This is a genomic window from Nocardioides sp. Soil_C_8, from assembly GCF_057656315.1.
This window is the reverse complement of record NZ_JBDGKQ010000003.1, coordinates 333,182-346,283: the sequence shown is the minus strand read 5'-3', so window position 1 is coordinate 346,283 and position 13,102 is coordinate 333,182. Positions and strand designations below refer to the sequence as shown.

The following is a 13,102-nucleotide window of genomic DNA, read 5'->3' as shown; positions in this document are numbered from 1 at the left end:
GGAGAACTCACGGAACCCCCAGAGGGGTGAGACGCCGTGACGCCACCACGTGCCTACGTCTTGCGCCCCCGCACCGTGACCGTCGTGCGCGAGACCGCGGCCTGGACGAGGTCGGTGCCCCCGTAGCTCACGACCAGCGGACGCCGTCCCGGCTGCACGTCCCGCACCACGAGGCGCACCCTCCCGTCGACGAGCTGGCCCTCGACCGTCCGTCGGCCGACGCTGACGGTGACCGCACCGGCCGGCTTGGGTGCTCCCAGTGCCTTGACGCGGATGTCGACGGCGACACGACCACGCTTCGCCTCGGGGGTGACCCGGATCTTGGGAACGGTCGTGACCGCAGGCACGGCGATGGTCTCGGTCGTGGCACGGAAGTTGCGCCGGTTCCACGTGACCTCGACGGACAGGGCGTGGCCCATGTCCCCGCGACGGGCCGTGTAGGTGGGGCGCGTGGCCTTGGCGATGCGTCGTCCGTCGCGCAGCCATCGGTAGCTGGGCGTCGCGTCGCTCGGCTTGGCGGTGCCGGGCTTCACCACGAGGCGGCTGCCGACCTGTGCCGCGCCCTTGACCCGGGTCGGCTTGGTGAGCGTGACCGGCTTCGCGAGCACGGGTGCGGTCTCCGGCGCGGTCGCCCTCGACTTCTTGTAGCCCTTCGAGCTCGCCGTCACCCGCGCACTGATCTTCTTCCCGATCTGGTCCCGCGTCAGGGTCAGCGACGACCCGGTCGCCCCGGGGAGCGCGCTCCCGTCGGCGTACCACTGCGTCTTGGCCTTCGCAGGCTGCGGCGCCCACGCGGTCGGGGTGAGCGTGAGGGTGGTCCCGACCTGCGGTTCACCCTGGATCGCGGGCAGCTGGGCCTTCTGGAACGTGCCGGGGGCGACCGGGGCGGTGGCCAGCGCCGCCTCTCCGGGCGTGTAGCCGCTGAGCTGGGCCGTGACCTGGGCGGTGAGGGCCTTGCCCTTCACGTCGGGCGTGGGCACGTAGCTGGGGCCGGTGGCGCCGGGGATCGCGGCACCGTCCGCGAGCCAGCGGTAGGTGATGCTGGTGGGCGCCGGGGTCCACGCCCCGGCTGCCACCTCCAGGGGCGCGCCGACCATGGGTGACCCGGCGATGGTGGGGGGTGACGTGGGCTGGACCACGCGGTCGTTGAAGTGGATGAACCCGCTCGGCCAGCCGCCGCCGGTCTTGGTGATGCGGCGCCAGTAGAAGTCGCCGCCCCAGTAGTCCTCCGAGACGATGATCTCCGTGTCGGAGATGACCTGCTCCACGTAGGCGACGTGGCCGGCCGAGCCCGCCGGCGTCACGTGGGGCCGGTACCAGGCGATGGAGCCGACGGTCGGGACCTGGTCGGTGATGGATGCCATCGCCACGCCCCAGTTCGACGCGTTGCCGCTGCCCTGCCACGGACGGACGTCCGGCATGCCCGACTGGATGAGCCGGTACGCCACGTAGTTGGTGCAGTTGTGCCCGGCGTACATGCGCCAGTACATCTTCGAGGAGGCCTGCTGGTAGCCGCCGTTGCCGTACCCGGCTGCTGCGCAGGACTGGTAGCCGGTGCACAGGTACGTCGACGACGCCAGGCTGATCCGGCCGGCGGTCGTCGGCACGACCAGCAGGACGAGTGCGAGCATCCCGGTGAACAGCGTCACCGCGCGGGTCGCGCGCCGTACGAGGTGCTGGAGGGCTGAGGTGGGCGCGTGTCGCCTGTGTGACGAGTGTGGCGCTTGTGACTGCTGGTGCACGAGAAGCGATCGTATGAGCCAAAAGTCAAGGCCGCCACGCCGTTGGGAGAAGATCAAGCGTGTAATTCTCGGCGCCCCGCGTGGGAGTGAGCAGGATCTCGCCGCGGCACCCGCCGGCACCGCCCCAGGGGTGGACCCGATGTATCAAGGAAACCCTGACGAGCACCTGCAGGTCAGATCGGGTGCGTGGGGCCCCGGTCGAGGCCCTGTCGGTGCGTGCTGTGACGCGACGCCGGCAGGGCCGCCACGTCGGACGGCGAGCGGGCGACCACACCCCCGTGGTGGTCGCCCGCTGCCCTCACTCCCCCGGAGTCACTCCTCCGGGAGTCCGTGCCCGCGCGCCGCGTAGAGCGCGAGGACTTCCTCGCGCGGGATGACCCCGCAGCGGTCCGCCCACGCCTGCCAGGCCTCGGCGAGGGTGGCCACGAGCTCGGGGTGCCCCGACGCCAGGTCGTCCAGCTCGGTGCGGTCGGCCTCGATGTCGTAGAGCTCCCAGGCCCCGCGGTGCTTCCGGACCAGCTTCCACCGGCCGCGTCGCACGGCGCAGTTGCCCTCGTGCTCCCAGAAGAGGTCGCGCTCGACGTCCTCCCGCTGGCCGCGCAGCGCGGACAGGAGGCTCACCCCTTCCACTGGGGGCACGTCGCGGCCGTTGCGCTGGGCCGGGTAGCCGGCGCGCGCCGCTTCGGCGATGGTGGGCAGTACGTCGACGAGCTGGCTCGGCACCCGGCACAGCGAGCCGTCGGTCGGCAGGCCGGCCGGCCAGTGCGCGATGAACGGCGTCGAGATGCCACCCTCGTGCACCCAGTGCTTGTACTCCCGGAACGGCGTGTTGGAGAGGTTGGCCCACGACCGGCCGTAGGACATGTACGTCGACTCCGGCCCGGGACGGAGCGACGGGTCGTTGCCCGGGACCACCGGTTCGCCCTCCCGCGTCGTGTCCTGCAGCGGCACGAAGGCGGTGACGAACTCGCGGGCCCCCTCCCCCGGCGGCATCTCCTCGGCGCACCCGCCGTTGTCGGAGAGGAACACGACGAGGGTGTTGTCGAGGCGGCCGGTGGCCTCGAGCTGGTCGAGGACCCGACCGATCCCCTGGTCCATCCGGTCGACCTGGGCGGCGTACGTCGCCATGCGGGACGCCTCCCACTCGCGGTCGACGACCTCCTCCCACGCGGGGACGCGTTCGTCGCGCGGGGTGAGCGGCCACGTCGGGTCGATGATCCCCTCCTTGACGAGGCGCTCGAGCCGCTCCTCGCGCAGCTGGTCCCATCCCGCGTCGAAGCGGCCGGCGTAGGACGCGATGTCCTCCTCGTGCGCGTGCAGCGGCCAGTGCGGCGCGGTGTAGGAGAGGAAGAGGAAGAACGGGGCGTCGCCGCGCTCCTGCTCGTGGTCGGCGAGGAACTGCACCGCGGTGTCGGAGATCGCGTCGGTGTAGAACCAGCCGGCCTCCTCCGCCTCGTGCTCGACGTTGGTCTCCTGCCGCACGAGCGTGCGGGGGCGGTAGAACGAGCCGGCCCCCTCGAGCGTCCCGAAGAACCGGTCGAAGCCGCGACGGGTGGGCCACGCCGGGTTGGGGTCCTCCATGTCGACCGCGAGGTGCCACTTGCCCGAGAGGTACGTGGCGTAGCCGGCGTCGCGGCACACCTCGGCCACGGTCGCGCACTCCTCGCTCAGGTTGCCCGGGTAGCCGTCCGGGGCGTCGTCGAAGTTCAGGATGCCGATGCCCACCTGGTGCGGGTGCAGCCCGGTCATGAGCGACGCGCGCGACGGGCTGCAACGGGCCGTGTTGTAGAACTGCGTCATCCGCACGCCACCGGCGGCCAGGCGGTCGAGTGACGGCGTGCGGATCTCGCCGCCGTAGGAGGCGATGTCGGAGAAGCCCATGTCGTCCGCCAGGACCAGCAGCACGTCCGGGCGACGCTCGGGCGCGGTCATCGGGTCGCTCCCGTCCCGGTGAGGTCCTGCGCGCGCGGGGCGTCGTACGCGCTGGCGTCGCGCAGGTCGCGGCGGTGCGTCTCGGGCAGGAAGAAGACCGACACGAGCGAGATCGCCGCCATCGCCATCACGTAGACCGCGACCGGCCAGACCGAGCCGCTCCACGCGCTGACTAGCGAGGTACCGATGAGCGGTGCGACGGCGCCGGTCGGGATGACCCCGATCTGGTAGACGGCGCTCATCCCGGAGTAGCGCACCCGGGTGGGGAACACCTCGGCGAACATCGCCCCCTCGGGGCCGAACATGATGCACGCGGCCAGGCCCCACCCGACGACCACGCCGAGGGTGATCAGCACGGCGTTCTCGGTGTTGACCAGCGCGAAGATCGGCACGGCGCTGACCAGCGCGAGCCCGGCCCCGGTGGCGAAGACCGGACGGCGACCGAACCGGTCGGACAGCCGCCCGGAGACCAGGATCGCGACGAAGCCGACGACCGAGGCGACCAGCAGCGCGTCGAGCACCACCGACGCGGCGAGGCCGAGCACGGTGACGGTGTAGGTGACGAGGAACGCGTTGTAGATGTTGAACGTGACGCTCTCGCTCACCCGGGCGCCCATCGCCAGAAGGGTGACCTTGGGGTGGTTGCGGAACACCTCGACCAGCGGCAGCGAGGCCGTGGCCTCGGCCTCCTCGATCTCCTTGAACGCCGGCGGCTCGTCGATCTTGAGCCGGATCACCAGCCCGACGACGACCAGCACGATCGAGACGAGGAACGGCACGCGCCAGCCCCACAACTGGAACGCCTCCTCGGGCAGCTGGGTCACCGCAGTCACGGCGAGGGTGGAGGTCAGCAGGCCGATCGGCACGCCGAGCTGGGGCCACGACGAGAACCACCCGCGGCGGTCGTCCGGCGCGTGCTCTACGCACAGCAGCACGGCACCTCCCCACTCGCCGCCGAGCCCGATGCCTTGCAGCATGCGCAGGGCCAGCAGCAGCATGGGCGCCGCCACCCCGATCGACGCATAGGTCGGGAGCAGGCCCATCGCGAAGGTCGACAGGCCCATGATGAGCATGGTCAGCACGAGCATCTTCTTGCGTCCGATGCGGTCGCCGAAGTGGCCGAAGATGAAGCCGCCGAGCGGGCGGGTGACGAAGCCCGCGGCGAAGGTGGCGAACGAGATCATCGTGCCGACCAGCGGGTCGAAGGTCGGGAAGAACTGGCTGTTGAAGACCAGCGCGGCCATCGTCCCGTAGAGGAAGAAGTCGTACCACTCGACCACCGAGCCGATCAGGCTCGCGCCTGCCACGCGGCGGATCTCGGCCTCGTCCCGTGAGGAGTCCGGAGCGGCGGGTGCCGTCGTGCCGGGCTGCGACATGTGATCTCCTTGCGTCATGTCCCGATGAGTGGGACAGTGCTTCCCGTAGTGGGACACTGCGACAGTGTTCGGGCGCCCGAGGGCACGTGTCAAGGAGTGCCTGCCATCCCCTGCCACCGACCGAGGAGTGCCTGCGTGGACCTGTCACCTGCCCCGGCGCGTCGTGTGGAGGAGCGTGGGTCGCTCCGTCGCGCGGTCGCAGTCCTCGACCTGCTCGCCGCCGACACCGCCCCACCGAGCGTGCGGACGGTCGCCGAGCGCACCGGACTGTCGAAGTCGGCCGTCCAGCGGATCCTTGTCGAGCTCGAGGCCGTCGACCTCGCGGTGCGGGACCCGGCGACCAGGCGCTACCGACTCGGACCGCGCACCCTCGCACTGGGGTCGGCGTACCAGCGCGGGCTGAGCCTCCACGCCGCGGCGATCGGGCCGATGACCGACCTCGCCGGCGAGGTGGGCGAGACGGTGGGTCTGTCCGTGGGGCACGGCGACCGGCTGATCCACGTCGAGCAGGTGGAGCCGGAGCGCCGCCTCAGTGCGCGCTTCGACGTCGGACGTCCGCTGCCGCTGTGGTTCGGCGCCCCCGCGCGCCTGCTGCTCGCCGCGCGCCCCGACGAGGACATCCTGCGCGTCCTCGACGACCGCGAGCACACCGACATCGACCCGGTGAACCCGCCCGTCGCGGACGAGCTGCGCCGCCAGGTCGAGGAGGTACGGCGTACCGGTCATGCCCGTGCGTTCGAGGAGACCATCGAGGGCGTGCACACCATGTCGGCGGTCGTCCGCGGCGCCGACGGCGCGCTCGCCGCGGTGCTCTCGATCACCGCTCCCTCGGAACGGCTGCCCGCCGACCGGATGGACGAGCTCCTGCCGCTGCTCCAGGACGCGGCTGCCCGGATCTCCGGGCGCCTCGGCCACCGCCCGTCCTGAGTCGGACTTGTCGGCCTCTTCTGACTCCTGGAGGCCTTTGCAAAGGCCTCCGAGTGCTGGTTTCCCCGCTCGAGCGGGGGTTCCGCACCGGAGAGCGAGGCTAGAACTCGTAGCCGAACTCGCGGATGGTCCGCTCGAAGCGCGCCGCGACGATCTCGGCGTCACCGGGGCCGTAGAGCTCGCGGTAGTGCGGACCGCTGCCCTGCTTCGCGTGGGGCAGGTCGAGCTCGATGCCGAGCCGGGCGGAGATGTCCGCGACGGCGTCGGGCAGCTCCTCGTAGCGGTAGACGCGGTCGACGACGACGCGACCGTCGAGCCGGTAGAGGCGCTCGTTGAGCGCGAGCCGCTCCATCCGCTTCGGGGTCCGCACGAACTCCGCGAAGGTCTTGGTGAAGGTCGGCTTGCGGGCGCTGTAGCGGTAGGAGGAGGCGACCACGTCGAAGGGGTTCCGCTCGACCGCGAAGGTGAAGTAGTCGTCCCACGTCTCTCGCCCGATCACCTCGATGACGCGGCGGGCCCCCATGTGGGCGTACGAGCTGGGGTCGGTGTCGTCGTTCTGGGGTCCCACTCCCCCGGCGGCGGCGCGCAGCTCCTCGTCCTCGGGGCTGATCCGGGTGACGATGTCGGTGGGGCCGCAGTGGCGCGACAGCGCGATCTCGAGGCTGGTGCCGGCGGTCTTGCGGGTCTTGACGAAGACGAAGCGGTGGCGGTGCGAGGCGATCACGAGGTCACGCCTGGTCGTCCTCGTCTGCCAGGTCCTCGCCGTGCGTGCCGGGGCGCGGCGCCCACGGCAGCTCCTTCGCCGGCCGGATGACGATGAGCTTGTCACCCCGGGCGAGCAGCGAGACCACGGGGTCGAAGTAGCGGTAGACCTTCTCGTCGCGCACGACGGCGATGACCTGGTCGGGCAGCCGCTGCGGCTGCTTGCCGACCTCGGAGACGAGCAGCTCGCGCTCGGCGACCTCCAGCCCCTCGCCGTAGGTCATCAGGTCCTCCATGACCGAGCCGAGCATGGGCGACATCGACGACAGGCCGAGCAGGCGGCCCACGGCGTCGGAGGACGTGATCACGGAGTTGGCGCCCGACTGCCTCATCAGCGGCACGTTCTCGTGCTCGCGCACCGACGCGACGATCCAGGCGTCCGGGTTGAGCTGGCGAACGGTGAGGGTGACCAGCACGTTGGAGTCGTCGCGGTCGGTGGTGATGATGACGTGGGTCGCCTTGTCCACGCCCGCCTGGCGCAGCACCCCGCGCCGTGTGGCGTCGCCGGCGATGCCGACCAGCTGGTCGCGGTTCGCCTCCTCCAGCGCCACCGGCCCGGGGTCGACCACGACGATCGATCCCCGGTCGTAGCCGTTGTTGACGAGGGTCTCGATCGCGCTGCGGCCCTTGGTGCCGTAGCCGACCACGACGACGTGCTGGTCCATCTTCTTCTTCCTCCACCGGGCGACCCGGAACATCTCGCGTCCCTGCGAGGCGAGGACCTCGAGGGTGGTGCCGATCAGCAGGACCAGGAAGGCGATGCGGGCAGGCGTGATCACCAGGGCGTTGATGAGCCGGGCCTGCTCCGACTCCGGGGCGATGTCGCCGTAGCCGGTCGTGCTGAGCGTGACCGTCGTGTAGTAGAACGCGTCGAGCGGCGTCAGCAGGCGATCGGGGTGGGCGTTGTCGCGGTAGCCCTCGCGGTCGAAGTAGACCAGCAGGACGGTCCCGACGAGGATCGCGGCGGCCAGCAGGAGGCGTCGGCCGAGCTCCCACCAGGGCGACCGCTCGGTCTCGGGAAGGGAGACCCGCCCCACGCTGGGGTGGACGCTGTCGGGACGCACGGTCAGGAGTCTCGCACGCTGATGCGCTCGCGGAGTCGCTGCACCAGCTCCAGCCGGGCGCGCGTCGTGCTCTTCTGCGGGTAGACGGTGTCGAAGGCGGCGTTGACCGCTGCCCCGATCAGCACGGCCAGCGCGAGGAGGTAGAGCCACAGCAGCACCGCGATCGGAGCCGCCAGCGGACCGTAGATCGAGCGGGACTCCGCCGCGGTCACCGTGAGCACCCAGCGAAGGGTGTAGGACCCGGCGATCCAGCAGAAGAGGGCGAACACCGCCCCGGGCAGGTTGAAGCTCCAGCTGGTCCGCACCGGCACCGACACGTGGTAGAGCGTGGCCAGGAAGCAGATGCACAGCACGAGCACGACCGGCCAGTAGAGGCTGTTGACGAAGTCGAGCCGTTCGGGCAGGACCCGGTCGACGAGCGTCGGCCCGGCGACGACGAGCGGGATGCTCACCGCGCCGGTCACCATCGCCAGGGCGTAGAGCACGAACGACAGCGCCCGGGTCGCGACGATCCCGCGGTGACCGCCGAGTCCGTGCATGATCGTGATGGTGTCGACGAAGACGTTGAGCGCGCGGGAGCCCGACCACAGGGCGAGGACGAATCCGATCGAGATGACGTCGTAGCGCCCGCCGTCGAGCACCTCCTGCAGGGTCGGCGCGATGATCCGGTCGACGGCGCGGTCGGTGAGCGCCTGGCGCGAGATCTCGAGGACGGCGTTGCTCACGTCCTCGACCTGGGTGGCGGTGAACCGCTCGCTCACGAAGCCCACCGCACCGGCCAGGGCGAAGATGAGCGGCGGGACGGACAGCACGGCGAAGAAGGCGGCCTCCGCGGCCAGCCCGGTCACGCGGTGTCGCAGGCACGAGCCGACGGTCGTCACGATGATGCGCCAGAGGTGCTCGCGCCCGCGCCGCAGCAGGACCTCTGCGCGGCGCGGGGCGGGGGTGTCCTCGCGCGCCTCGACCACCCCACCACGCTATCCAGAGGGCGACCGGATGGACCGGACCCGCGCGGCGGTTCGACCGACGACGTGGTCGTCGTCACGCGCCGCCCGCACGCGCCCTACGGTTGACCGCATGAGCGACCGCCCCACCGTCGACGCCCGCACCGCCACCAACCAGGCTCCCGCCCTCGTCGGGCACAACGTGGTCACCTCCGACCTCGCCCTCACCGAGGCGCTGCTCCGCCACGGGACGGCCGCGCTCGTCGAGGACCTCACCCCGCTCGGCGCCGAGGCCGGCAGCGCGGAGGCCCGCGAGCACGGGATGCTCGCGAACCGGCACCACCCCGAGCTCGTGCCGTACGACCGCTGGGGCAACCGCGTCGACGAGGTCGAGTTCCACCCGTCGTGGCACTGGCTGATGGAGCGCGCCGTCGGCCACGGGTTGCAGGCAGCGCCGTGGGAGCAGCAGGAGGCCGGAGACCCGCACGCCCACCTCCGCCGCGCCGCCGGCTTCCTCGCGTGGTCGCAGACCGAGCCGGGGCACGGGTGCCCGATCTCGATGACGTACGCCGCCGTGCCGGCGCTCCGGGCCGACGAGGCCATCGCCAAGGAGTGGGCGCCCCTGCTGGCGGCCCGCTCCTACGACCCCGGCGTGCGCAGTCGCCCGACCAAGACCGGGGCGCTGGCCGGGATGGGCATGACGGAGAAGCAGGGCGGCTCCGACGTCCGTGCCAACCAGACCCGCGCGACCCCGACGACGGACGACGGCTGGTACCGGCTCGACGGCCACAAGTGGTTCACGTCGGCTCCGATGAACGACGTCTTCCTCGTGCTGGCCCAGGCCGGCGGCGGCATGACCTGCTTCGTCGTGCCGCGCGTGCTCGACGACGGCTCCCGCAACCGGATCGACGTGGTGCGGCTCAAGGACAAGCTCGGCAACCGATCCAACGCGTCCAGCGAGCTCGAGCTCACCGGCACGCTCGCCCAGCGCCTCGGCGACGAGGGGCGCGGCGTCCGGACGATCATCGACATGGTCGCCGCCACCCGCCTCGACTGCGTGATCGGCTCGGCGGCGCTCATGCGCCACGCCCTGGCGGAGGCGTCGTGGCACGTCTCCCACCGCTCGGCCTTCGGCGGCTTCCTCGTCGACAAGCCGCTCATGCAGAACGTCGTCGCCGACCTCGCGGTGGAGTCCGAGGCCGCGACGGCGCTCGCGATGCGCCTCGCCGCCGCCGTCGACCGGCCCGGCGACCCGCACGAGGTGGCGCTGCGCCGCATCGCCCTGCCACTGGCGAAGTTCTGGGTCTGCAAGCGCACCCCGGCGATGGTCGCGGAGGCGCTGGAGTGCCTCGGCGGCAACGGCTACGTGGAGGACTCCGGGCTCCCCCTCATGTTCCGTGAGTCACCGCTCAACTCGATCTGGGAGGGGTCGGGCAACGTCAACGCCCTCGACGTGCTGCGCGCCCTGGGCCGCGAGCCGGAGGTGCTGCAGGCCTGGATCACCGAGGTCGGCGCGGCTCGCGGGGCCGACAGCCGGCTGGACCGGGCCGTCGACGACACGTTGGTGCTGCTCGGCGAGGGGGCCGGGCTGGAGGCGGGAGCCCGGCGGCTGGCCGGCCGGATGGCCGCCTGCCTGCAGGGCTCGCTCCTCGTGCGGTTCGCCCCGGCGGAGGTCGCCGACGCGTTCTGCGGCAGCCGGTTCGGGACGTCGTACGGCGGCACCTTCGGGATGCTGGACAGCGGGTCGCTGCGTGAGATCGTGGCGAGGACCACGCCCCGAGAGGAGTCCTGATGTCGGGCAAGGGAAGCACGTTGTTCACGGTCGGCACCCTGCTGCGGCACGCGCAGGACGCCGGCGCCCCGGTGCGCCTCCTGGTGCAGGGCACCTGGCTCGACGGCCGGATCGTCGGCGCCGACGGGCTCGGGGTGGTGCTCGACGACGGCAACACGCAGCAGGTGCTCGTCCGCCTCGACGCGATCGTCGCGGTGAGCTTCTCCCGGGCCGACATCGACGACCCCGACTCCGAGGCCGGCGACGAGGCCGCCCGGCCCCACGGACGTCGGCGCCGCGACCCGATCGAGGCCGGTCCGGTCGGCGGCTGACTGGTCCACACCAGTCGGCGGCCTGTCCCGCAGGCTCGTCGCAGGTTCGTCGAAGGCCTTCCCCACCCTCGTCCCACCTCGGTCCCAGGCGTCGCACGGCGGAGGCCACCGGCCCTAGGTTCGCCGCACCCACACCGTGTGGGTGTGCCTTGTGGGGAGGTGGGGGAATGACGAAGATCTCCAGCACGATGCTCAGCGTGGGGACGCTGCTGCGACGCGCGGAGGACTCCGGTGCCGAGGTGAGCGTCCTGGTGGCGAGCAGCTGGCTCCGGGGACGCGTGATCGGCTGCGACGGCCTCGGCGCGGTGCTCGACGACGGGGAGGGCCAGGCCCTGGTCCGGCTCGACGCCGTCACGGCGGTGAGGTTCCGCCGCGCCCAGATGGAGCACGCCGAGGGTGCCGACGTCCACTCGCACGGGGCCACCGAGCGCGGCCCGATCGAGGCAGGGCCGGTGACGGTGCCGCACCCCTCGCGGGGCGAGCAGCACGTCGGGATGCTGCAGGGCGTCAGCGCAGCGCCGCGCTGACGACCTCCCGCGCCTCGTCCTGCACCTGGGCAAGGTGGTCGGGCCCGCGGAACGACTCCGCGTAGATCTTGTAGACGTCCTCCGTGCCGCTCGGGCGCGCAGCGAACCACGCCGACCCGGTCGTCACCTTGAGCCCGCCGATCTTCGCGCCGTTGCCGGGCGCCTCGGTGAGCTTGCCGGTGATCTCCTCCCCCGCCAGCGTCGTCGCCGACACGTCGTCGGGCGACAGCGCGGCGAGCTTCGCCTTCTGCTCGCGGTCCGCCGGGGCGTCGATGCGCGCGTAGGCCGGGTCGCCGTGGCGCTCGACCAGCTCGGCGTAGTGCTGGCTGGGCGTGCGGCCGGTGACGCCGAGGATCTCGCTGGCGAGCAGCGCGAGCAGGATGCCGTCCTTGTCGGTGGTCCAGGTCGACCCGTCACGCCGCAGGAAGGACGCGCCGGCCGACTCCTCGCCACCGAAGCCGAAGGACCCGTCCATGAGCCCGGGCACGAACCACTTGAAGCCGACCGGCACCTCCACCAGCGGCTTGCCGATCGACTCGGCGACGCGGTCGATCATCGAGCTCGACACGAGCGTCTTGCCGATGCGGGTCGACTCCGGCCAGCCGGGGCGCGCTCCCCCGAAGAGGTGCTGGATCGCGACGGCGAGGAAGTGGTTCGGGTTCATCAGGCCGGCGTCGGGGGTGACGATGCCGTGACGGTCGGCGTCGGCGTCGTTGCCGGTCGCGATGGCGTACTCGTCCTTGCGACCCACCAGCGAGGCCATCGCGTGGGGCGAGGAGCAGTCCATGCGGATCTTGCCGTCCCAGTCGAGCGTCATGAACCGCCACGTCGGGTCGACCAGGGGGTTGACCACTGTCAGGTCGAGGCGGTGCCGCTCGGCGATCTCGCCCCAGTAGGCGACGCTCGCCCCTCCCAGCGGGTCGGCGCCGATGCGCACCCCGGCGTCCCGGATCGCGTCGATGTCGAGCACCGTCGGCAGGTCGTCGACGTAGGTGCCGAGGAAGTCGTAGGTCCCGACAGCAGCGCGAGCCTTGGCGAAGGCCACCCGGCGCACCCCTGCGATGTTGCCGCGGATGAGCTCGTTGGCGCGGGCCGCGATGACGCTGGTGGCATCGGAGTCGGCCGGACCGCCGTGCGGCGGGTTGTACTTGAAGCCGCCGTCCTGGGGCGGGTTGTGCGAGGGAGTGACCACGATGCCGTCGGCGAGGCCGGCCCCGGTCGTACGCCCCTGGTTGGCGCGGAGGATCGCGTGGCTGACCGCGGGCGTCGGGGTGAAGCCGTCGCGGTCGTCGACCAGCACCGTTACGTCGTTGGCGACCAGCACCTCGAGCGCCGTGGCCCAGGCGGGCTCGGACAACGCGTGGGTGTCGCGGCCGATGAAGAGCGGACCGTCGTAGCCCTGCTCCCGGCGGTAGTCGCAGATGGCCTGCGTGGTCGCGGCGATGTGGACCTCGTTGAAGGACGTGGTGAGCGAGGTGCCGCGGTGGCCGCTCGTGCCGAACGCGACCTGCTGGGAGACGTCGTCGGGATCGGGCTCGAGGTCGAAGTAGGCCGTCACCAGGTGGGAGACGTCCACCAGGTCCTCGGTGCGGGCGGGCTGTCCGGCTCTCTCGTGGGTGGCCATGCGCCCATCTTGGCGGGTCCGCCTGCCTCCGTCGACAAACCTCGGGGTGGGGTGTCGAACTGCGGTGGATCCACACGTCACAGTGGTGAGGCCGCAGCCCT

The 13,102-nt window shown here is 71.8% G+C and carries 11 protein-coding genes; 4 read left to right on the top strand and 7 right to left on the bottom strand.

The window, feature by feature from the left end; genetic code table 11:
* Positions 1–53: 53 nt before the first annotated feature.
* The 3 genes from AC3A3L_RS15240 to AC3A3L_RS15230 form a co-directional block, all read right to left on the bottom strand.
* Positions 54–1,649: a CHAP domain-containing protein gene (locus tag AC3A3L_RS15240; protein ID WP_487640890.1), complete on the bottom strand. Its 1,596-nt coding sequence runs from the start codon at positions 1,647–1,649 to the stop codon at positions 54–56.
* A 405-nt stretch (positions 1,650–2,054) separates the two neighbouring features.
* On the bottom strand, positions 2,055–3,674 hold the full coding sequence (locus tag AC3A3L_RS15235) for an arylsulfatase (protein ID WP_487640889.1): 1,620 nt from the start codon (positions 3,672–3,674) through the stop codon (positions 2,055–2,057).
* Positions 3,671–5,050 (bottom strand): MFS transporter, encoded by a 1,380-nt coding sequence (locus tag AC3A3L_RS15230; protein WP_487640888.1) that lies wholly within the window; start codon positions 5,048–5,050, stop codon positions 3,671–3,673. Before AC3A3L_RS15230 ends, AC3A3L_RS15235 begins: the two co-directional genes overlap by 4 nt.
* A gap of 135 nt (positions 5,051–5,185) precedes the next feature.
* Between AC3A3L_RS15230 and AC3A3L_RS15225 the strand changes: the two genes are divergently transcribed.
* Positions 5,186–5,977: an IclR family transcriptional regulator gene (locus tag AC3A3L_RS15225; RefSeq protein WP_487640887.1), complete on the top strand. Its 792-nt coding sequence runs from the start codon at positions 5,186–5,188 to the stop codon at positions 5,975–5,977.
* A 100-nt stretch (positions 5,978–6,077) separates the two neighbouring features.
* On the opposite strand, the gene AC3A3L_RS15220 is transcribed toward AC3A3L_RS15225, so the two are convergent.
* The 3 genes from AC3A3L_RS15220 to AC3A3L_RS15210 are packed head-to-tail and all read right to left on the bottom strand — an operon-like array spanning position 6,078 to position 8,771.
* Positions 6,078–6,701 (bottom strand): hypothetical protein, encoded by a 624-nt coding sequence (locus tag AC3A3L_RS15220; protein ID WP_487640886.1) that lies wholly within the window; start codon positions 6,699–6,701, stop codon positions 6,078–6,080.
* Positions 6,702–6,705: 4 nt separating this feature from the next.
* The gene (locus AC3A3L_RS15215; RefSeq protein ID WP_487640885.1) at positions 6,706–7,803 is read right to left on the bottom strand and encodes a potassium channel family protein; all 1,098 of its coding nucleotides are present in this window, start codon (positions 7,801–7,803) and stop codon (positions 6,706–6,708) included.
* A gap of 2 nt (positions 7,804–7,805) precedes the next feature.
* The gene (locus AC3A3L_RS15210) at positions 7,806–8,771 is read right to left on the bottom strand and encodes a YihY/virulence factor BrkB family protein (protein WP_487640884.1); all 966 of its coding nucleotides are present in this window, start codon (positions 8,769–8,771) and stop codon (positions 7,806–7,808) included.
* A gap of 109 nt (positions 8,772–8,880) precedes the next feature.
* Between AC3A3L_RS15210 and AC3A3L_RS15205 the strand changes: the two genes are divergently transcribed.
* The 3 genes from AC3A3L_RS15205 to AC3A3L_RS15195 all read left to right on the top strand — a co-directional run bounded on the left by AC3A3L_RS15205 (position 8,881) and on the right by AC3A3L_RS15195 (position 11,377).
* A complete protein-coding gene (locus AC3A3L_RS15205; RefSeq protein WP_487640883.1) occupies positions 8,881–10,539 on the top strand; it encodes an acyl-CoA dehydrogenase family protein in 1,659 nt (552 codons plus the stop codon).
* Entirely contained in the window at positions 10,539–10,850 is a 312-nt protein-coding gene (locus AC3A3L_RS15200; RefSeq protein ID WP_487640882.1) for a hypothetical protein, read from the top strand. Before AC3A3L_RS15205 ends, AC3A3L_RS15200 begins: the two co-directional genes overlap by 1 nt.
* Before the next feature lie 167 nt (positions 10,851–11,017).
* The gene (locus tag AC3A3L_RS15195; RefSeq protein ID WP_487640881.1) at positions 11,018–11,377 is read left to right on the top strand and encodes a hypothetical protein; all 360 of its coding nucleotides are present in this window, start codon (positions 11,018–11,020) and stop codon (positions 11,375–11,377) included.
* Here the strand turns inward: AC3A3L_RS15195 and pgm are convergent.
* Positions 11,358–13,001 (bottom strand): phosphoglucomutase (alpha-D-glucose-1,6-bisphosphate-dependent), encoded by a 1,644-nt coding sequence (gene pgm / locus AC3A3L_RS15190; protein ID WP_487640880.1) that lies wholly within the window; start codon positions 12,999–13,001, stop codon positions 11,358–11,360. The two genes, AC3A3L_RS15195 and pgm, sit on opposite strands and share 20 nt — an antisense overlap.
* Positions 13,002–13,102: the final 101 nt, after the last annotated feature.

What these genes read in the sequence shown, in the direction of transcription:
- pgm (WP_487640880.1), bottom strand. Translation starts at nt 13,001, where the DNA reads ATGGCCACCCACGAGAGAGCCGGACAGCCCGCCCGCACCGAGGACCTG.
- AC3A3L_RS15200 (WP_487640882.1), top strand. Translation starts at nt 10,539, where the DNA reads ATGTCGGGCAAGGGAAGCACGTTGTTCACGGTCGGCACCCTGCTGCGG.
- AC3A3L_RS15230 (WP_487640888.1), bottom strand. Translation starts at nt 5,050, where the DNA reads ATGTCGCAGCCCGGCACGACGGCACCCGCCGCTCCGGACTCCTCACGG.
- AC3A3L_RS15235 (WP_487640889.1), bottom strand. Translation starts at nt 3,674, where the DNA reads ATGACCGCGCCCGAGCGTCGCCCGGACGTGCTGCTGGTCCTGGCGGAC.
- AC3A3L_RS15205 (WP_487640883.1), top strand. Translation starts at nt 8,881, where the DNA reads ATGAGCGACCGCCCCACCGTCGACGCCCGCACCGCCACCAACCAGGCT.
- AC3A3L_RS15195 (WP_487640881.1), top strand. Translation starts at nt 11,018, where the DNA reads ATGACGAAGATCTCCAGCACGATGCTCAGCGTGGGGACGCTGCTGCGA.